Origin of the sequence: Mesorhizobium sp. SEMIA396, from assembly GCF_024518615.1 — a bacterium.
Classification (GTDB): domain Bacteria; phylum Pseudomonadota; class Alphaproteobacteria; order Rhizobiales; family Rhizobiaceae; genus Mesorhizobium.
On sequence record NZ_JANIFC010000008.1, the window covers coordinates 217410 to 234449 of the forward strand.

At 62.6% G+C, this 17040-nt stretch carries 24 protein-coding genes and 1 other RNA gene; 13 read left to right on the forward strand and 12 right to left on the reverse strand.

Going from position 1 to position 17040, the window contains the following annotated elements:
- Nucleotides 1–21 precede the first annotated feature (21 nt).
- Nucleotides 22–1509, forward strand: coding sequence for a carboxypeptidase M32 (locus tag NP503_RS20420; RefSeq protein ID WP_127269093.1), 1488 nt, complete (start codon nt 22–24; stop codon nt 1507–1509).
- A 31-nt stretch (nt 1510–1540) separates the two neighbouring features.
- Here NP503_RS20420 and NP503_RS20425 read toward each other — a convergent pair whose 3' ends face one another.
- A complete protein-coding gene (locus NP503_RS20425; RefSeq protein WP_127272584.1) occupies nt 1541–3340 on the reverse strand; it encodes an ABC transporter transmembrane domain-containing protein in 1800 nt (599 codons plus the stop codon).
- A 206-nt stretch (nt 3341–3546) separates the two neighbouring features.
- On the opposite strand from NP503_RS20425, the gene rpmE reads away from it, so the two are divergent.
- Nucleotides 3547–3768, forward strand: coding sequence for a 50S ribosomal protein L31 (gene rpmE / locus NP503_RS20430; protein WP_023811830.1), 222 nt, complete (start codon nt 3547–3549; stop codon nt 3766–3768).
- 129 nt (nt 3769–3897) lie between these two features.
- Here rpmE and NP503_RS20435 read toward each other — a convergent pair whose 3' ends face one another.
- A complete protein-coding gene (locus tag NP503_RS20435; protein ID WP_127270924.1) occupies nt 3898–4539 on the reverse strand; it encodes a TetR/AcrR family transcriptional regulator in 642 nt (213 codons plus the stop codon).
- 104 nt (nt 4540–4643) lie between these two features.
- On the opposite strand from NP503_RS20435, the gene NP503_RS20440 reads away from it, so the two are divergent.
- The 3 genes from NP503_RS20440 to NP503_RS20450 are packed head-to-tail and all read left to right on the forward strand — an operon-like array spanning nt 4644 to nt 6129.
- Entirely contained in the window at nt 4644–5477 is an 834-nt protein-coding gene (locus NP503_RS20440; RefSeq protein ID WP_127273225.1) for an NAD(P)H-binding protein, read from the forward strand.
- 1 nt (nt 5478) lies between these two features.
- Nucleotides 5479–5958 (forward strand): DUF1772 domain-containing protein, encoded by a 480-nt coding sequence (locus NP503_RS20445; protein ID WP_127269208.1) that lies wholly within the window; start codon nt 5479–5481, stop codon nt 5956–5958.
- Between the two features lie 21 nt (nt 5959–5979).
- Nucleotides 5980–6129, forward strand: a complete 150-nt coding sequence (locus NP503_RS20450; RefSeq protein ID WP_127269209.1) for a hypothetical protein — start codon at nt 5980–5982, stop codon at nt 6127–6129.
- Nucleotides 6130–6147: 18 nt separating this feature from the next.
- On the opposite strand, the gene NP503_RS20455 is transcribed toward NP503_RS20450, so the two are convergent.
- The 3 genes from NP503_RS20455 to NP503_RS20465 form a co-directional block, all read right to left on the reverse strand.
- Nucleotides 6148–6465 (reverse strand): SelT/SelW/SelH family protein, encoded by a 318-nt coding sequence (locus NP503_RS20455; RefSeq protein ID WP_164748661.1) that lies wholly within the window; start codon nt 6463–6465, stop codon nt 6148–6150.
- Nucleotides 6466–6482: 17 nt separating this feature from the next.
- Complete coding sequence (locus tag NP503_RS20460; RefSeq protein ID WP_023811824.1) at nt 6483–7232, reverse strand: YebC/PmpR family DNA-binding transcriptional regulator; 750 nt, start codon at nt 7230–7232, stop codon at nt 6483–6485.
- Nucleotides 7233–7445: 213 nt separating this feature from the next.
- The gene (locus NP503_RS20465) at nt 7446–7769 is read right to left on the reverse strand and encodes a helix-turn-helix transcriptional regulator (RefSeq protein WP_127269211.1); all 324 of its coding nucleotides are present in this window, start codon (nt 7767–7769) and stop codon (nt 7446–7448) included.
- A gap of 52 nt (nt 7770–7821) precedes the next feature.
- Between NP503_RS20465 and NP503_RS20470 the strand changes: the two genes are divergently transcribed.
- Genes NP503_RS20470 through NP503_RS20485 form a run of 4 tightly spaced genes read left to right on the forward strand, consistent with a single transcriptional unit; the run spans nt 7822 to nt 9631 of the window.
- Nucleotides 7822–8304 carry an SRPBCC domain-containing protein gene (locus NP503_RS20470; protein WP_127269212.1) on the forward strand — a complete coding sequence of 161 codons (483 nt, stop codon included), beginning with the start codon at nt 7822–7824 and terminating at the stop codon, nt 8302–8304.
- A gap of 28 nt (nt 8305–8332) precedes the next feature.
- Complete coding sequence (locus tag NP503_RS20475) at nt 8333–8725, forward strand: VOC family protein (RefSeq protein WP_127269213.1); 393 nt, start codon at nt 8333–8335, stop codon at nt 8723–8725.
- A gap of 49 nt (nt 8726–8774) precedes the next feature.
- Nucleotides 8775–9137 (forward strand): hypothetical protein, encoded by a 363-nt coding sequence (locus tag NP503_RS20480; protein ID WP_127269214.1) that lies wholly within the window; start codon nt 8775–8777, stop codon nt 9135–9137.
- Between the two features lie 26 nt (nt 9138–9163).
- Nucleotides 9164–9631 (forward strand): SRPBCC family protein, encoded by a 468-nt coding sequence (locus tag NP503_RS20485; protein ID WP_127269215.1) that lies wholly within the window; start codon nt 9164–9166, stop codon nt 9629–9631.
- A gap of 16 nt (nt 9632–9647) precedes the next feature.
- Here the strand turns inward: NP503_RS20485 and NP503_RS20490 are convergent, their stop codons facing one another.
- The 4 genes from NP503_RS20490 to ssrS all read right to left on the reverse strand — a co-directional run bounded on the left by NP503_RS20490 (nt 9648) and on the right by ssrS (nt 12216).
- Complete coding sequence (locus NP503_RS20490) at nt 9648–10409, reverse strand: TerC family protein (protein WP_127269216.1); 762 nt, start codon at nt 10407–10409, stop codon at nt 9648–9650.
- A gap of 74 nt (nt 10410–10483) precedes the next feature.
- A complete protein-coding gene (locus NP503_RS20495) occupies nt 10484–11308 on the reverse strand; it encodes a YmdB family metallophosphoesterase (RefSeq protein WP_127270387.1) in 825 nt (274 codons plus the stop codon).
- 69 nt (nt 11309–11377) lie between these two features.
- Nucleotides 11378–11965, reverse strand: a complete 588-nt coding sequence (locus NP503_RS20500) for a 5-formyltetrahydrofolate cyclo-ligase (protein WP_127270386.1) — start codon at nt 11963–11965, stop codon at nt 11378–11380.
- A gap of 95 nt (nt 11966–12060) precedes the next feature.
- A non-coding RNA gene (gene ssrS / locus NP503_RS20505) (6S RNA) lies at nt 12061–12216 on the reverse strand.
- Between the two features lie 147 nt (nt 12217–12363).
- Here ssrS and NP503_RS20510 point away from each other — a divergent pair.
- The 4 genes from NP503_RS20510 (at nt 12364) to msrB (ending at nt 15690) form a co-directional block, all read left to right on the forward strand.
- On the forward strand, nt 12364–13203 hold the full coding sequence (locus NP503_RS20510) for a MoxR family ATPase (protein WP_023811813.1): 840 nt from the start codon (nt 12364–12366) through the stop codon (nt 13201–13203).
- 86 nt (nt 13204–13289) lie between these two features.
- Nucleotides 13290–13736, forward strand: coding sequence for a GNAT family N-acetyltransferase (locus tag NP503_RS20515; protein WP_127270385.1), 447 nt, complete (start codon nt 13290–13292; stop codon nt 13734–13736).
- 7 nt (nt 13737–13743) lie between these two features.
- A complete protein-coding gene (locus tag NP503_RS20520; RefSeq protein ID WP_127270384.1) occupies nt 13744–14934 on the forward strand; it encodes a VWA domain-containing protein in 1191 nt (396 codons plus the stop codon).
- Between the two features lie 351 nt (nt 14935–15285).
- Nucleotides 15286–15690 (forward strand): peptide-methionine (R)-S-oxide reductase MsrB, encoded by a 405-nt coding sequence (gene msrB, locus NP503_RS20525; RefSeq protein ID WP_127270383.1) that lies wholly within the window; start codon nt 15286–15288, stop codon nt 15688–15690.
- A gap of 86 nt (nt 15691–15776) precedes the next feature.
- Here the strand turns inward: msrB and NP503_RS20530 are convergent, their stop codons facing one another.
- From NP503_RS20530 to NP503_RS20540, 3 genes are all read right to left on the reverse strand, one after another.
- Nucleotides 15777–16088, reverse strand: a complete 312-nt coding sequence (locus NP503_RS20530; protein ID WP_127270382.1) for a hypothetical protein — start codon at nt 16086–16088, stop codon at nt 15777–15779.
- Between the two features lie 7 nt (nt 16089–16095).
- A complete protein-coding gene (locus NP503_RS20535; protein WP_127270381.1) occupies nt 16096–16536 on the reverse strand; it encodes a hypothetical protein in 441 nt (146 codons plus the stop codon).
- A gap of 175 nt (nt 16537–16711) precedes the next feature.
- On the reverse strand, nt 16712–16972 hold the full coding sequence (locus tag NP503_RS20540) for a DUF2312 domain-containing protein (protein WP_013529099.1): 261 nt from the start codon (nt 16970–16972) through the stop codon (nt 16712–16714).
- Nucleotides 16973–17040 lie beyond the last annotated feature (68 nt).

Sequence of the window (17040 nt, forward strand, 5' to 3'; positions counted from 1 at the left end):
TCCCCAATCACGGAAGCCGCCATGTCCTTTCAGAAACTCGATGACCTCTGCCACAAGCTCGAAGCGCTCGAGCATGCACTGGCCATTCTCGGCGCCGATGAGGCCACCCACATGGCCGTCGGCGGTGGCGAGAAGCGTGCCGAGGCGATGTCGGCACTGGCCGGCATGTATCACACCAGGGCAACGGCGCCGGAGATAGCCGACTGGATCGCTGCGGCCGAACAGGAAGCATTGGGTGAAGAGCAGCGCACTGCGGTCTCGGAACTGCGGCGCCAATACGCCAACCTGACCTGCCTGCCGGTCGAATTCGTCGAACGCCAGACGACCGCGCGCATGCGTTGCGAGCAGCTGTGGCGCGGCCTGCGCGCCAAGAACGACTGGGCGGGCTTCCAGCCGGCGCTGGAGGGCGTCGTGGCGCTGGTGCGCGAGGAAGCGGCGCTGCGTGCCGATGTGCTCGGCCTCGCCCCCTATGACGCGCTGATGGAGCAGTACGACCCCGGCAACCGCACCGCCGACATCACGCCAGTGTTCGCCGACCTGAAGGCTTTCCTGAAAGGTTTTGTGCCGGAGGCGCTGGCTATCCAGGACGCACGGCTGCGCAAGCGCCCGCTGAAGCCGCTCTCAGGCACCTATGCGATCGACCGGCAGCGCGAGCTCGGCCTTGCCATGATGGCGGCGGTCGGCTTCGACCTGACACACGGGTCGCTGTCGGTGTCGCACCACCCTTTCTGCGGCGGCGTGCCGAGCGACGTGCGCATCACCACCCGCTACAAGACTACAGACTTCCTGTCGGCGCTGATGGGCGTACTGCACGAGACCGGCCATGCGCTCTACGAGCAGAACCTGCCGAAGGCATGGTCGCACTGGCCGCTCGGCAAGGCGCGCGGCATGGCCGTGCATGAAAGCCAGAGCCTGTTCGTCGAGAAGCAGCTCGGCCGCAACCCGGCCTTCTGGCGCTGGGCGCTGCCGGTGGTCGAAAAGCATCTCGGCGAAGCCTGGTCGCTCGACGACATCCTGCCGCATGTGCATCGCGTCGAGCGCGGCCTGATCCGTGTCGATGCCGACGAGGTGACCTATCCCCTGCATGTCATCCTGCGCTACGAACTGGAGCAGGAACTCGTCGCGGGTCGGCTGGAGGTGGCTGATCTGCCCGAAGCCTGGGACGCCAAGATGCGTGACTATCTCGGCCTCTCCACCATCGACAACCCCGCCGACGGACCGATGCAGGACGTGCACTGGCCGGGTGCGGCCTTTGGCTATTTCCCATCCTACACGCTGGGCGCGATGATGGCGGCGCAGCAATGGGCGGCGCTGACGCGGGATCATCCTGCCGCCGACGAGGATCTCGCCAAAGGCAATTTCGAGGCGATCAACGACTGGCGCCGCGAAAAAATCTGGTCGCAGGGATCACGCTGGTCGACGCCGGACCTGCTCGAACGCGCCACCGGCGAAAAGCTCAACGCCACTTATTTCGTGAACCATCTGAAGCAGCGATACGGAGCCGTATAGCGGCTGCCGGCACAGCGGCAGATGTTTCTGCCTACTCAGCCGCGCCCCTGAAAGCACTGGCTCCGGTTTCGAACTGCAGCTTGGCCAGCCGCGCATAGATGCCGCCCTTGGCGACAAGGCTTTGATGCGTGCCTTCCTCGACGATCGAGCCGCCATCCATGACCAGGATCCTGTCGGCCTTCAGCACCGTTGCCAGGCGGTGGGCGATGACGATCGTGGTGCGGCCCTGCATCAGCCGTTCCAGCGCCGTCTGCACCAGCGTCTCGCTTTCGGCGTCGAGGGCGGAGGTGGCCTCGTCGAGCAGCAGGATCGGGGCGTCGCGCAGGATGGCGCGGGCGATCGCAACCCGCTGGCGCTGGCCGCCTGACAGCGTCACGCCGCGCTCACCGACCTGGCTGTCATACCCGTTCTCGAGCTTGAGGATGAATTCATCGGCAAGTGCATCCTTCGCCGCCGTCTCGATTTCGGCCTTGCTGGCTCCCGGCCGGCCGAACCCAATATTGTCACGCGCGCTTGCCGCGAAAATGGTGACGTCCTGCGGCACGATCGCGATGCGCTGGCGGATCGAAACGGGATCGGCCTCGCGCACATCGACGCCATCGATCAGGATCTTGCCTGTTTCGGGATCGTAGAAGCGTAGGATCAGCGAAAACACCGTGCTCTTGCCGGCCCCTGACGGCCCGACGATCGCCACCGTCTCGCCCGGCATGACCTGAAAGCTCAAGCCATGCACGGCGGCACGGTCCGGCCTTGCCGGGTAGGAGAAGGAGACATTGTCGAAGGCGATCGCGCCCTTGGCGACGGCCGGCAGCGGCTTCGGATCGGCGGGAGCCTGGATCGCCGGCTTCTCGGCCAGGATTTCGGTCAGCCGTTCGGCGGCGCCCGCCGCCTGCGCAAGCTCGCCCCAGACTTCCGACAACGCGCCCAGCGCGCCGGCGGCGAACACCGAATAGAGCAGGAATTGGCCGAGCGTACCGGGCGATATCGAGCCTTCGAGCACGTCGCGCGAGCCGAACCACAGCACCGCCACGACGGACGAGAAGATGGTGAAAATGGCGAAGAAGGTAAGGAAGGAGCGCGCGAAGATCGAGGAGCGTGCCGCCTCGAAAGCAGCTTCCACCGCGGCCGAGAAATGCCCGGTGACCAGCTTCTCATTGGTAAAGGCCTGCAGCGTGCGCACCGCGCCTATCTGCTCGCTGGCATAGGCGGTGGCATCGGCCAGCGTATCCTGCGCCTGGCGTGATTTGCGCCGCACCGAACGGCCGAAAGCGACCAGCGGCAGCACAATGACAGGAATAGCGGCAATGACCAACCCGGACAGTTTCGGGCTGGTGATGACCATCATCCCCACCGCGCCAAGGCCGAGGATGACGTTGCGCAGCGCCACCGAAGCCGTCGCGCCGACCGCCGACTTGACCTGCGTCGTGTCGGCGGCAAGCCGCGACACGATCTCGCCCGACTGGGCGGTGTCGAAGAAGGCAGGCGACAGCGTCGTCACATGGGCGAAGACATCGCGCCGGATATCGGCGACGACGCGCTCGCCCAGCGTGATGACGAAATAGTAGCGGCCGGCCGATGCCGCCGCCAGCACGGCGGCCATCGCCACCAGGGCGGCGAAATATTCGGCAATGAAGGTGGTGCTGGACGACGAGAAACCATAATCGATCATGCGTCGCACCGCCAGCGGCAGCGCCAGCGTGGTTGCCGCCGCGATGACCAGCGAGATGATGGCGCCGACGACCAGTGTGCGATAGTGCGTGATGTAGGGGAACAGGCGCCGGAGCGGCTTGAGCGAACGCCGGCGCTCGTCTGCGCTGGTGATTTGCGCCATCCCGATGTTTCCTCCAGCCGCCCTTGGGGTCTGCGCCTCAATATGCGCTTGCCGCGGCCTTGTGATTCAATTCCGGCTGATGTATAGGCTCGCCGACCGTTTTAGAAGCCGTGGCTCCTCAATAGCTGCGGCTTCGAGTTTTAAAAAGAGGCGCATCGACGCAGGCTTATGCCCGTCAGCCGCGCCGGCAAGCCAGGAACCGAGCCATGAAGAGCGCTATTCATCCCGATTACCACACCATCAAGGTCGTCATGACCGACGGCACCGAATACACGACCCGTTCGACCTGGGGCAAGGAAGGCGATACGATGAACCTCGATATCGACCCGACCACCCATCCGGCCTGGACCGGCGGCCAGCAGACCCTGCTCGACCGCGGCGGCCGCCTGTCGAAGTTCAAGAAGCGTTTCGAAGGTTTCGGCATCTAAGTGCATGTCGCCCAAAAGTGCGAAGCGGTTTTGGGATAATGACTTGCACCAAGTAAGATCTTAAACCAAACGAGCTTTTTACAGATCAAAAACCCGCCTTCGTGGCGGGTTTTTTGTTGCGGCGCGTTGCTACTCGGCCAGCAATTCCCTCAGCGCCATGCGCTTGTAGGCCGCGACCAGCCTGTCGCCCTCTTGGCGCTCAACCGAGATCGCCAGCCGCATGGCGGCTTCGCCCATCTGCCAGATGAGGAACGCCGTCGTTTCCAACGCCACCGGATCGGCTGCCGGCCGCAGCCGTTTCAGCACCGCGGTTAGAAACTCGGCATTGGCCCGGCTGTCGGCGAGTTCGAGCTGGCGCAGCGCCTTGTCGGCTTGCGTGCCCGACCAGATGTCGCGCATCACCGGTTCGGCCAGGAACAGCCGGTAATAGATGTCGACCAACTCTGAAAACGCGGACTGCAGGCCTTCGGCGTCCCTGACACCAGCCAGTGCTGCCGAAATGCAGGACTGGCTTTCGGCGGTGTAGCGCTCGGCCAGCGCCCAGATGATCGCCCGCTTGTCCGGAAAGAACTGGTAGAGCGACCCGATCGACACCCCGGCCCGTTCCGCCACCTCTCCCATGCGCATGGCGTCGCTGCCTTGCTCGGCGATCAGCGCTGAGGCGGCAGTCAGCATGCGCTCGACCCGCTCGCGGCTGCGCTGCTGGCTGGGCGCCCGGCGCGGCGAAGCAATCTGCTCCCGCGGGGAAACCGGCGCGGCCGTGTCTTCCATGACTGACTCCAATGCCAGCAAAATCGCTTGACTCGCAAAATACGAGGGTTTATCACATTTTGCAAACGTGAGTATTATTCATATTTTAAACAGAGGAAACGGTTATGACTGACCCGACAACCAAACCAATTCTGATCCTCGGCGGCACCGGCAAGACCGGCCGCCGTCTCGCCGAGCGGCTGACGGCGCACGACCTGCCGGTGCGGATCGGCTCGCGCTCCGGTACACCGCGCTTCGACTGGGAAGTCCCAGCGACCTGGGGACCGGCAATGCAAGGCGTCAGCGCCCTCTACATCAGCTACTATCCCGACATCGCCGTGCCGGGCGCCGCTGAAACCGTCGACGCCTTCGCCAGGCTCGCGGTGCAAAACGGTGTCACCCGACTGGTGCTGCTGTCGGGGCGCGGCGAAACGGAAGCCCAGCGCGCCGAAGAGATGCTGAAGGCCTCGGGCGCCGACTGGACCATCCTGCGCTGCGCTTGGTTCTCGCAGAACTTCAGCGAAGGCTTCTTCACCGGGTCCCTGGCTGAAGGCGAAGTGGCGTTGCCGATCGGCAATGTCGGCGAGCCCTTTGTCGATGCCGACGACATCGCCGACGCCGCCTTTGCCGTGCTGACGGAGCCAGGCCATGTCGGCCAGCTCTATGAGTTGACCGGGCCGCGGCTGCTGAGCTTCGCAGACGCGGTCGCCGAGATTGCCAAGGCGGCCGGACGCGACATCCGCTTTGTCAGGATCTCGCATGACGAATTCACTGCCGCAGTGGCCGCGCATGAGCTGCCGCCCGAATTCGGCTGGCTGCTCAATGAGCTGTTCACCCAGGTGCTCGACGGCCGCAACGAGTCGCTCACCGACGGCGTCCAGCGCGTGCTTGGTCGCCAGCCAAGAGACTTCTCCGCCTACGCAACGCAAACCGCCGCAACCGGCATCTGGAGCAACTGACATGATCGCGAAGCTTCTCCCCACCCTCATCTTCATCGCCGCAATCGGCTCAGGCGTCGTCGGTGGCGTCTTCTTTGCTTTCTCCAGCTTCGTCATGCCGGGTCTCGCCCGCATGCCCGCTGCCGGCGGTATCGCCGCGATGAATTCGATCAATGTCACCGCGGTGACGCCGCTGTTCATGACCGCCCTGTTCGGCACGGCGCTTGTCTGCGTCCTTGTCGCCATCGGCGCGGTGATGGGCTGGAGCCAGTCGGGTTCGCTCTGGCTGCTTGCCGGCAGCCTGCTGTATCTCATCGGCATCGTGGTGGTGACGATGATCTTCAACGTCCCGCTGAACGATGCGCTCGCCGCCGTCGATCCGGCCAGCAGCAATGGCGCAAGCCTGTGGTCGCGCTACCTCAATGAATGGGTGATGTGGAACCATGTCCGCACCATCAGCGGCATAGCCGCGCTGGCATCCTTCTGGTTCGCCACGCGTTGACGACGATGGATGGAGCGACCGATGAAGGATCAATACGCAAATATGGCCTTCGGCATGGCCATCGGAGTTGGTGTCGGTGCCGCGATCGGCACCGCTCTGGATGATCTGCCGATGGGCGTTGCCGTGGGTATTGCGATTGGCGCCGCCGTCGGTGCGTGGCGACGCAAGTGACGGCAGCGCTCGCGACCCCTATGCCTTTGTCTTCCGATCGGAATGGCCGAGGTCGCGGTCCGGATCAATGACATCGCGGACCAGTTGCTTCAGTTTGGCCGCGTCCGGAAAGCCGCCGTCGCGCTTGCGATCCCAGACAAGCACGTCATTGCAGGAAATGGTGAAGATGCCGCCGGTGCCGGGCACCAGCGTCACTTCGCCAAGGTCCGTGCCGAAGGTCGACAGCAGCTCCTGCGCCATCCAGCCGGCGCGCAGCAGCCACTGACACTGCGTGCAATAGGTGATGCGGATGACCGGCAACGGCTTTTCGCTCGTGGCGGGTATAGCTCCGCTCATTTCGGACTGAGCTTCGCTCATGCCGCGCTGAGCTTGGCCATGGTCTCGTCGTCGACTTCGAAGTTGGCGTAGACGCTCTGCACGTCGTCGTCATCCTCGAGCGTGGCGACCAGCTTCATCAGCGACTGTGCCCGCTCCTCATCGACCGGAACGTTGTTTTGCGGCCGCCAGATCGGCTTGACCGATTCAGCCTCGCCGAGCGCGCCTTCCAGCGCCTTCGACACTTCGCCCATGTTCTCAAAGCCGCAATAGATGGTGTGGCCTTCCTCGTCGGACTCGACATCATCGGCGCCGGCTTCGATCGCCGCATCCATGATCTTGTCGGCGCTGCCGGCCGATGCCGGATAGTAGATCTCGCCGGCACGGTCCCACATGAACGACACCGAGCCGGTTTCGCCCATCGCGCCGCCGGCCTTGGTGAAGGCAGCACGCACATTGGATGCCGAACGGTTGCGGTTGTCGGTCAGCGCCTCGACAATGACGGCGACGCCGCCCGGGCCATAGCCCTCATAGCGCACGGCTTCGTAGTTCTCGGCATCGCCCATCGAGGCCTTGTTGACGGCGCGCTGGATGTTGTCCTTCGGCATCGACACCGCCTTGGCGTTCTGAATCGCCAGCCGCAAGCGAGGGTTCATCGATGGATCGGGCGTCCCGCTTTTGGCGGCGACGGTGATTTCGCGCGCCAGCTTGGAAAACATTTTCGACCGCACCGCATCCTGGCGGCCCTTGCGGTGCATGATGTTCTTGAACTGTGAATGGCCAGCCATGGCACCCCTGTCGTCTTCTCGGCTAGAGCATCCCGAAGCGAAGTGATCTGACCTCGTCTTCCGCAATGCCCGAATTCAAAATTTCAGAGCGTCCCAGGTGCAACTCGTGGAAGCACGGCGTTCTCTGTCGGAATGGCCGGCTTATAGATAAATCGGCTCAATTCGTCCAGCCGCACCACGCACGGGACGCGCGACATGGGCTGCTGCAAGCGTTCACGCCTCGAGGTCCGACTTCAGCCGGTCGATGATGCTGAGGGCATGCCCGGCATACTGGCTGATCCACCGGTCGTGGATCTGCTTGATCGGCAGCGCGTTGAGATGGTTCCAGCGCTCGCGGCCGTCGCGCCGCGCAACGATCAGGTCGGCCTCCTCCAATACCTTGAGATGCAGCATCACGGTGCAGCGATCGATGTCGGGAAAGGCCTCGCACAGCATGCCGGTCGTCTTCGGCGCGTCCTTCAGCTGATCCAGCATTTCACGCCGGCGCGGATGCGCCAGCGCCTTGAAAACATTGTCGTCTTGCGATTGGGTTGACATGTTATGTTTTTATAACATATTGTCGGGCCGATCAAGGGAAGGAGTTGTGGATATGTCACTTGGATTCAGTGTTTCCGGACGCATCGGCAAGCCGGTCGCCGACGTCTTCGACGCGGTCGTCAATCCGAAGAAACTGAGCGGCTATTTCACCACGATCGGCGGCGCCAGCGCCCCGCTGGAAGCTGGCGCCGGCGTCGTCTGGTGGGGCAAGGTGCCGGTCGAGGTCGACGAAGTGGTCAAGGACAGCCGCATCGTGCTGCGCTGGGATGCCACCGACGCCGACGGCAAACCCGCCTACAAGACCCGCATCGAGATGAATTTCGAGCCGCTCGACGATGGCGGCACCTTCGTCACCATCGCCGAGAGCGGTTGGCAGGAAGGCGCGGTCGGCCTGAAGAAGTCCTACCTCAATTGCGAGGGCTGGTCGCAGATGCTGGCCTGCATGAAGGCCTATGTCGAATACGGCATCAATTTGCGCGACGGCTACTATCGCAGCGAGATGAGGGGCGAACCCGCCAACGAGACCAATATCTGAGCGACTATGGGGAGGATGGAGATCCGCAATGAAGAAAGTAACGCCATTCCTGATGTTCGAGGGCAAGGCCGAAGAGGCAATGACCCTCTATTGCGAGACCATTCCCGGCAGCAGCGTGCTTGACGTCACGAATTACGGCCCCGGCGAAGACGGCCCGCAAGGAACGGTCAAGCTGGCGCGGGTGTCGATCGCTGGGCTGGAAGTCATGGTCTTCAACAGCCCCGTGCACCACGCCTTCACGTTCACGCCATCGGTCTCGCTCTATGTGGACTGTTCCTCAGAAGAAGAGCTGAACCGGATTGTCGAGACACTGGGCGAGGACGGCGCGTTCCTGATGCCACCGGACAATTACGGCTTCAGCCGCCGTTTCGCATGGCTCAACGACAGGTTCGGGGTCTCCTGGCAGATAAATCTCGCATGACCAGCCTGAGCAAAGGCGACAACAGCCGAACACGACAACGGAGCCAGCTATGACCACGAAAATCACCGGCGGCATCAACATCGCCATGAAGGTACCGCCGCACCAATATGAGGCGACGATCGCCTTCTACCGCGACGTCGTCGGCCTGAAGCCGTTCACAGACAAAGCACCGGCCATCGGCTTCGAGCTTGGCCCCAACCGCCTGTGGATCGATGAGGCGCCGATGATGAGCCAGGCCGAGGTGTGGCTGGAGCTGTTCACCAAGGATTTCCCCATGGCTGCGGATCATTTCGCCAAGGCCGGTGTTGTGCGTTGCGACGCCATTGAGCCCTTGGGCGAGGGCTTCCGCGGCGGCTGGATCACCAACCCTGCCAACATTATTCACATGCTGCGCGAACCGGACGCCTGGTGAGCGCCGAATCCCGAAAGGAGCATCCGATGGACATCCGCGAAAAACCATTCGCCGAAGCCGGCATGCTGATCCGGCGGCCTGTCGCCGATGTATTCGAGGCCATCGTCGATCCGGCCATAACCACGAAATTCTGGTTCACCCATGGCAGCGGCCGGCTGGACAGCGGCAAGCAGGTCCTCTGGGAGTGGCGCATGTACGGCGTCTCGACGACGGTCGACGTCAGCGAGATCGTCGCGAATGAAAAGATCGTCATGCAATGGAGCGATCCGCCAACCACCGTGGTCTGGACATTCACCGAAATGCCTGGCGAGACGACCTTTCTCGAGGTTCGCAATTTTGGCTTCGCCGGGGATGGCGACGAGCAGGTGAAAGAGGCCGTCGGCTCAACCGGCGGCTTCACGCTGGTGCTGGCCGGCGCCAAGGCGTGGCTGGAACAGGGCCTGACGCTCGGCCTGATCGGCGACCGTCACCCGAAGGGCGTGCCAGGACATTAGGTATTCTGGGTCTGCCTCAATGCCCGCCGCCCGACTTCTTACGTCGCCGCGCCAGCATGTTGAGCCCCTCGACCAATGCCGAAAAGCCCATCGCCGCATAGATGTAGCCCTTGGGCACATGGTAGCCCATGCCGTCTGCGATCAGCGTCATGCCGATCATCAGAAGGAAGCCCAGCGCCAGCATGACGATGCTCGGGTTCTTGGCGATGAAGTTGGCCAGCGGCCCGGCCGCCAGCATCATCACGGTGACCGCGACGATCACGGCGATGTACATGATGGCGATCTCGTCGGTCATGCCGACGGCGGTGATGATCGAATCGATCGAGAAGACCAGGTCGAGCAGCAGGATCTGGAAGATCGCGCCGGCAAGGCTGATCTGCAGCGTCTCGCCCATCATCGTATCCTTGTGGTCGTCGGGATCGACGGTGTGATGGATCTCCTTGGTCGCCTTCCAGACCAGGAACAGGCCGCCGGCGATCAGGATCAGGTCGCGCCAGGAAAAACCGTGACCGAAGGCCGTGAACACCGGCGTGGTAAGCTGGACGATGATCGAAATGGTGGCCAGCAGCACCAGCCGCATGATCAGGGCCGCCGAGATGCCGAGCCGGCGGGCACGGGCCCGTTGTGCTTCCGGCAGCTTGTTGGTCAGGATCGAGATGAAGATCAGATTGTCGATGCCGAGCACGACCTCGAGCACAATCAGCGTCAGCAGCGCGACCCAAGCCGTCGGGTCGGAAACAAATTGAAAATGCGGCGCCAGGAATTCGATGAGCTGCATGGAGGTCGTCCCCTCTTTCAACGATCTAGAGCAGTGTCGCCGGCAGTTAGGTATTAAGCGTGCCTATATCAATGTCACGACCAGAAGGACGGTGCGGTTTCCTCCAGCCGTGGCCCGCGACGAAACGGCGCAATCCGCTCGGTCAGCCCTGTGCGGTCTGAAATATCGACGCCGACGCCGCACAAAGTCGCCGGTCCGGTCGCCGCCTCGAAGCGGCCTTTCGGCACCTTCGACAGGAACCGGTTGAGCGGCTCCTCCTTGTCCATGCCGAGCGAGGAATCATAGTCGCCGCACATGCCGGCGTCGGACATATAGCCGGTACCGCCGTTGAGGATCTGGTGATCGCCCGTCGGCTGGTGGGTGTGGGTGCCGATGACGAGGCTGGCGCGGCCGTCGACGAAATGCGCGAAGCACATCTTTTCCGAGGTCGCCTCGGCGTGGAAGTCGATAATCACGGCATCCGCCTGCTCGCCGAGCGGACAGGCGGCAAGCTCGCGTTCGCCGGCCTGGAACGGATCGTCGAGCTCGGGATGCATGAACACCCGGCCCATGATGTTGGCGACCAGCACGCGCGCGCCGCTCCTGGCGATATAGACACCGGAGCCGCGCCCGGGCGTGCCCTTGGGAAAGTTGGAGGGACGCAGGAAGCGCTCTTCGCGCGGCGCGAAGGCCAGCGCATCACGCTGGTCCCAGACATGGTTGCCGGTGGTGACGACATCGGCACCGGCCGCGATCGTCTCGCGAAAGATGTCTTCGGTGATGCCGAAGCCGCCGGCGGCGTTCTCGCCGTTGACGATGACGAAATCGAGTTTGAAGTCGGAGATCAGTCCGGGCAGCTGTTCCCACACCGCCGTGCGTCCTGTCTTTCCAACCATGTCACCGAGGAAGAGAAGTCTCATATGATCCCGCACCGAAGGTCAGCGAAAGCTGCATGACGCCAGTGAAGATCATGCGTCCCTTGTACTTATCTACAATTTTGGCGCGAAGCGGCGCAACCCGCTCTCGGTGAGTATTTCCGCAATGACGACGTCATGTTCCTCATCCGGCACCATTGCCACCTCCTGGCAGTCGAAGGCGATGCCGACCAGCCGCGGCGGCTCTCCCTTGTCGATCAGCTTGGCGATGGCGCGGTCGTAATAGCCGGCACCATAGCCGATGCGATGGCCGCGTGCATCGAAAGCGGCAAGCGGCACCAGCATCACAGAGGGGTCGAGCACCTCGGCTTCCTCGTGAGGGCCGACCGTGCCGAAACCCATCTCGACCATCGGCGCGCCGCGCACCAGTTCGCGAAAGACAATGGTGGTCTTGTCGAGAATGGCCGGCAGGCAAAGCCGCGCGCCCTTTTCGCGCAAGGCAAACATCAGCGGCCTGACGTCGACTTCCGAACGCATCGGCCAGAAGCCGGAAACGATCTGGCCCGGCTCGACATGGAGGTGATCGCGCGCCGTCTCCGCCATTTCAAGCGCGACCTCCACTCGCCAGAATTCATCGAGCGCATCGCGGCGTCCGAGGGCCTCACGGCGAAGCTGCTTTTTCAGGTCTTTGAGAGAGGTCATTCAGCCAGGGTAGAAAAGGTCAGATCTGGATGGAGTTTTGGGAGCGACGTTTTCCACCGCAATCATCCACCGAAATGCGGACGCGTGGCAATAAGTGACGATCCACACAACCGGTGGAGAGAGCGATCCCGGGAACCTACAAAGTAGGTGGGCGCCGTATGAGAAAACCCACGGGTCTTCCCAGGGACAGCTCCCTAAGGATCGTTAAGGCCCCGGGGAAAATGTTCTCCTGCCGGGAAGCACAGACCGTCCCGCCCAATATAGGCTGCCGGCCGGCTAAACGCCAGTGAGACGGGCATATGTTTCCATCAGGTTCAAGCCCATTCGTCGCGGCCGGCGCACCCTTGCACAGGGTGAGCCGCGTCCTTACGGTTGCCATGACCAACCGAGGAGCAAGAATGCGTTTCGAAGGCACGGCGGCCTATGTCGCCGACAAGGATCTGATGGTGGCCGTCAACGCGGCGATCGCGCTGGAGCGGCCCTTGCTGGTCAAGGGCGAGCCAGGCACCGGCAAGACGGAGCTGGCCCGCCAGGTGGCGTCAGCACTTGGCCTCGACCTCATCGAATGGCACGTCAAGTCGACGACGCGGGCGCAGCAGGGCCTGTACGAATATGACGCCGTCTCGCGGCTGCGCGACAGCCAGCTTGGCGACGAGCGCTTCAACGACATCAGGAACTACATCAAGCGCGGCAAACTCTGGGAGGCGTTCGCCGCCGGCAGGAAGGTCGTGCTTTTGATCGACGAGATCGACAAGGCCGACATCGAATTCCCCAACGACCTCCTGCAGGAACTCGATCGGATGGAGTTCTTCGTCTACGAGACCGGCGAAACCATCCGCGCCGCCGTCAGGCCGATCGTCATCATCACCTCCAACAACGAGAAGGAGTTGCCGGACGCGTTCCTGCGCCGCTGCTTCTTCCACTACATCCGCTTTCCCGACGTCGATACGCTGCACAGAATCGTCGATGTCCACTATCCCGGCATCAAGCAGAACCTGGTGCGAGCGGCGCTGACCCAGTTCTACGAAATCCGCGACGTGCCCGGCTTGAAGAAGAAGCCGTCGACCTCCGAGGCGCTCGACTGGATAAGGCTGCTGGTCGCCGACGATATCGCGCCGGAAGATCTGCGCGCCGATCCGAAGAACGCCCTGCCCAAGCTGCATGGCGCATTGCTGAAGAACGAGCAGGACGTGCATTTGTTCGAGCGGCTGGCGTTCATGGCACGAAGGCAGCAATAGGTCAGCAGCAGCGCTTTCCCTTCTGTGGACCGTTGCCCGCAGCCGAACAGGCAGGCAGCCTCGGCCAAACCTTCAGAGGAGATGACATGTCTGAGATTATCGTCCGCCCGCTCGCGCAGTCCGACCACGCCGATTGGCGGCGGCTGTGGACCGACTACCTCACCTTCTATGAGACGAAGCTGCCGGAAGAGGTCTATGCCGTCACCTGGAAGCGGCTTTTCACCGAAGGTGAGTTCGAGCCGAAAGGCTTCATCGCCACGCTGGACGGCAAGGCGGTTGGGCTCACCCACTATCTCTACCACCGCTCAGGCTGGTCGGAAAAAAACAACTGCTATCTGCAGGACCTGTTCGCCGACCCTGACGTGCGCGGCAAGGGCATCGGCGCTGCGCTGATCGAGGCGGTGAGACAGGAAGCCGAAAAAGTCGGCGTCAAGAACGTCTACTGGATGACGCACGAGACCAACACCACCGCGCGCAAACTCTACGACCACGTTGCGCGCCGCACCGGCTTCATCGAGTATGATTTGCTGTAGATAGACAATGTTCATCCCCTTTTTCCTCGAACTGAAGGCCGCGCGTGTTCCCGTTTCGCTCAGGGAATATCTGTCGCTGCTGGAGGGGCTGGAAGCCGGGCTGGTCGACTACGACGTCGAAGGCTTTTATTACCTCGCCCGTGCGGCGCTGGTGAAGGACGAGCGCCACATCGACCGCTTCGACCAGGTGTTTGCCCATGTCTTCAAGGGCATCGAAGCACTGGGCGGGCCGGATGCCGTCGATGTCGCCAATATCCCTGAGGAATGGTTGCGCCGCCTCACCGAAAAGCACCTGAGCGATGAAGAGAAAAAACTGGTCGAGGCGCTGGGCGGTTTCGAGAAACTGATGGAAACCTTGAAGCAGCGGCTGCAGGAGCAAAAAGGCCGCCACCAGGGCGGCTCGAAATGGATCGGCACCGGCGGCACCTCGCCTTTCGGCGCCTATGGCTACAATCCCGAAGGTGTGCGTATCGGCCAGCATGAAAGCCGCAACCGCCACGCGGTGAAGGTGTGGGACAGACGTGAGTTCAGGAATTTCGACGATGCCGTCGAACTCGGCACCCGCAACATCAAGATCGCGCTGAAGCGCTTGCGTCGCTGGGTGCGCGAAGGCGCCGAGGAGGAATTCGACCTGCCCGGCACCATCCACGCCACCGCCGAACATGGCTATCTCGACGTGCAGACGCGGCCCGAACGGCGCAACGCGGTGAAGCTTTTGATGTTCTTCGATGTCGGCGGCTCGATGGACGACCACATCAAGAGCGTCGAGGAGCTGTTCTCGGCTGCCCGCGCCGAATTCCGCCAGCTCGAATATTTTTATTTCCACAACTGCCTCTATGAGGGCGTGTGGAAGGACAATCGCCGCAGGCATGCCGAGGTGATTCCGACCTTCGACCTCATCCATAAATACGGTCCGGACTACAAGGTGATCGTCGTCGGCGACGCCTCGATGAGCCCTTACGAGATCGCTCACCCCGGCGGTTCGGTCGAGCACTGGAATCCGGAGGCAGGCAGCGTCTGGCTCGGCCGCCTGCTGCAGCAATGGCCGAACGCGGTATGGCTGAACCCCGAAGACCCCAAGAACTGGGGCTACACCCATTCGATTGCGATGATCCGCGACATCTTCGGCGGCCGCATGTTCCCGCTGACGCTGGCCGGGCTCGAAGGCGCGACCAAGCAGCTTTCAAGGAAGCATTAGTTGTCAGAGGTGCGGAACCATCACCTCAGAGACCATCAATCGTGAAAGTTGGCGCCGCCCCTCACTGTCCTGCCGGACATCTCTCCCCGTAAACGGGGCGAGAGGGCCTGGCCGCAACGCCGGCGCCTTTCTTGCAACGCTGACAATTGGCGAAATCGCGGACGACAGGGCCCCTCGCCCCGTTTACGGGGAGAGGATGCCGGCAGGCAGGTGAGGGGCGGCGCAGACGCCTGAAGAAGGGGGAATTCAACCTTGGAACGTCAGACACTGGGCAGTCGTGTAACAAATGCCTATCTTGACGCGAATATCCGGTTGCAATCAACAACGAGCCGGCAAGGCTGAGGAGATCACATGGACACCCATACCTACCCTGTAACTCGCACCGACGCCGAATGGCGCGCCCGGCTGACGCCGGAGCAGTATGCCGTCATGCGCGGTCACGGCACCGAACGGCCGGGAAGCTGCGCCTTGCTCTACGAGAAGCGCGCCGGCACCTTTTCCTGCGCCGGCTGCGACCAGCCCTTGTTCGAATCCAAGCTGAAGTTCGAGAGCGGCACCGGCTGGCCGAGCTTCAACGACCCGGTGCCGGGCTCGGTCGAAAACACCGTCGACCGCAGCTACGGCATGGTTCGCACCGAATGTCATTGCGCCCGCTGCGGCAGCCATCTCGGCCATGTCTTCGAGGACGGCCCGCCGCCGACCGGCCTGCGCTATTGCATCAACGGGGTGGCGCTGAAATTCGAGCCTTCGGCCTGAGCCATCCGGGTTCGACACTATTATGAAAGGGCGGCATCTGTCGCCCTTTTCGTTTAAGTATCCGTTGCCCCCCTCTGGGCAGACGATCAGACCACGATCATCGCCACCAGCCACAGCGTAGCGCCCAGCGTCATCATCCAGGCCTTGGCACCGGGTATCTTTTCGGTGGTCCGCCACACCGCCAAGGTTAGGAACAGGCTGTAGGGCACCGACGCGAAATGCACTGCCAGCACAAGCCCGAGCGGCAACTTCAATCCGAGCAGAACGAGCGCCAGCACCGATGCGGCGATGCTGACCGCGGTGCCGACGAGGACAAGGTCGCGCCAGAACAGCCGGTCGAGCGGCACCTGGCCTTGCCAGCGTGAGCGGAAAAAGGAGCCGATACCTTCTGGCAACACCGGATGTCTATCCCTGCCCCAGGACTTCGGTTACCGCGCGCTCGATACGCGAGCATTCGGTCACCAGCCAGTCGGCCATGGCTGGCCAGTTGTCCTCGGCATAGCAGTTCACCCGCCACATCGAATTGATGCCAAGACCCTCGCAACTCTGTTCCGGCCTGAGCTTCAGCCTGGCCTCGATATCGGGCTGGAATGGCTTCAACCGCGACCACGCCTGCGTGGCGCCGAACTTCTCGTTGCGACCGAAGAAGACGCCGACCTGGCTCTGCGCCGGCGCGACATACATGGAAAGAACCAAGGCGAAGTCGGGCAGCCCGCGCTGCCAGAACCAGGGTCCGCGCCTCGCCATCAGAGCCCTTTCTTCGGGATGCCGCTCGGCGAACAGCGTCCAGAAGCCGCGCTGGCGGAATTCAGAGGCGCGGCGGGCGCCGAAGTCGAATTCGCTCATGGCTCGATGCTCGCTTCGGCATCATGCTCGGCCCGAGACTGTTTCGAAATTCGCTCTGGCGAGTCATATGGTGGTGGTTTCGAGAACCGGAGCGGAGCGTACTTAAAGTACGCGAGCACCGGAAGCGCAGAAAACGCCAACAGATGGCCGCCAGAGTAGAATTTCCAGACAGTCTCTACACCATACCGAGTGCGGCCTTGTACAGATCGAGGATGGTTTCCTCTTCCTGACGCTCGGCCTGGTCCTTCTTGCGCAGCCGGATGATCGTGCGCATCGCCTTGGTGTCGAAGCCGGTGCCCTTGGCCTCGGCGAACACTTCCTTGATGTCGTCGGAAATCGTCTTCTTCTCTTCCTCGAGCCGCTCTATGCGCTCGATGAAGGCACGCAGCTGGCCGGCGGCAACAGTCTGGCTGGTATCGGTGATATCGTCGGCCATATTTTTCTCCAAAAGCATCGGCTCCGCGACTCGCGGACGACTGCGGCAAAATTTGAGCCGGTTCGATG

Bases quoted from the DNA above. Each gene is read 5' to 3' on its own strand.
- NP503_RS20420 (WP_127269093.1), top strand. From the start codon at position 22: ATGTCCTTTCAGAAACTCGATGACCTCTGCCACAAGCTCGAAGCGCTC.
- NP503_RS20425 (WP_127272584.1), bottom strand. From the start codon at position 3,340: ATGGCGCAAATCACCAGCGCAGACGAGCGCCGGCGTTCGCTCAAGCCG.
- rpmE (WP_023811830.1), top strand. From the start codon at position 3,547: ATGAAGAGCGCTATTCATCCCGATTACCACACCATCAAGGTCGTCATG.
- NP503_RS20435 (WP_127270924.1), bottom strand. From the start codon at position 4,539: ATGGAAGACACGGCCGCGCCGGTTTCCCCGCGGGAGCAGATTGCTTCG.
- NP503_RS20440 (WP_127273225.1), top strand. From the start codon at position 4,644: ATGACTGACCCGACAACCAAACCAATTCTGATCCTCGGCGGCACCGGC.
- NP503_RS20445 (WP_127269208.1), top strand. From the start codon at position 5,479: ATGATCGCGAAGCTTCTCCCCACCCTCATCTTCATCGCCGCAATCGGC.
- NP503_RS20450 (WP_127269209.1), top strand. From the start codon at position 5,980: ATGAAGGATCAATACGCAAATATGGCCTTCGGCATGGCCATCGGAGTT.
- NP503_RS20455 (WP_164748661.1), bottom strand. From the start codon at position 6,465: ATGAGCGGAGCTATACCCGCCACGAGCGAAAAGCCGTTGCCGGTCATC.
- NP503_RS20460 (WP_023811824.1), bottom strand. From the start codon at position 7,232: ATGGCTGGCCATTCACAGTTCAAGAACATCATGCACCGCAAGGGCCGC.
- NP503_RS20465 (WP_127269211.1), bottom strand. From the start codon at position 7,769: ATGTCAACCCAATCGCAAGACGACAATGTTTTCAAGGCGCTGGCGCAT.
- NP503_RS20470 (WP_127269212.1), top strand. From the start codon at position 7,822: ATGTCACTTGGATTCAGTGTTTCCGGACGCATCGGCAAGCCGGTCGCC.
- NP503_RS20475 (WP_127269213.1), top strand. From the start codon at position 8,333: ATGAAGAAAGTAACGCCATTCCTGATGTTCGAGGGCAAGGCCGAAGAG.
- NP503_RS20480 (WP_127269214.1), top strand. From the start codon at position 8,775: ATGACCACGAAAATCACCGGCGGCATCAACATCGCCATGAAGGTACCG.
- NP503_RS20485 (WP_127269215.1), top strand. From the start codon at position 9,164: ATGGACATCCGCGAAAAACCATTCGCCGAAGCCGGCATGCTGATCCGG.
- NP503_RS20490 (WP_127269216.1), bottom strand. From the start codon at position 10,409: ATGCAGCTCATCGAATTCCTGGCGCCGCATTTTCAATTTGTTTCCGAC.
- NP503_RS20495 (WP_127270387.1), bottom strand. From the start codon at position 11,308: ATGAGACTTCTCTTCCTCGGTGACATGGTTGGAAAGACAGGACGCACG.
- NP503_RS20500 (WP_127270386.1), bottom strand. From the start codon at position 11,965: ATGACCTCTCTCAAAGACCTGAAAAAGCAGCTTCGCCGTGAGGCCCTC.
- NP503_RS20510 (WP_023811813.1), top strand. From the start codon at position 12,364: ATGCGTTTCGAAGGCACGGCGGCCTATGTCGCCGACAAGGATCTGATG.
- NP503_RS20515 (WP_127270385.1), top strand. From the start codon at position 13,290: ATGTCTGAGATTATCGTCCGCCCGCTCGCGCAGTCCGACCACGCCGAT.
- NP503_RS20520 (WP_127270384.1), top strand. From the start codon at position 13,744: ATGTTCATCCCCTTTTTCCTCGAACTGAAGGCCGCGCGTGTTCCCGTT.
- msrB (WP_127270383.1), top strand. From the start codon at position 15,286: ATGGACACCCATACCTACCCTGTAACTCGCACCGACGCCGAATGGCGC.
- NP503_RS20535 (WP_127270381.1), bottom strand. From the start codon at position 16,536: ATGAGCGAATTCGACTTCGGCGCCCGCCGCGCCTCTGAATTCCGCCAG.
- NP503_RS20540 (WP_013529099.1), bottom strand. From the start codon at position 16,972: ATGGCCGACGATATCACCGATACCAGCCAGACTGTTGCCGCCGGCCAG.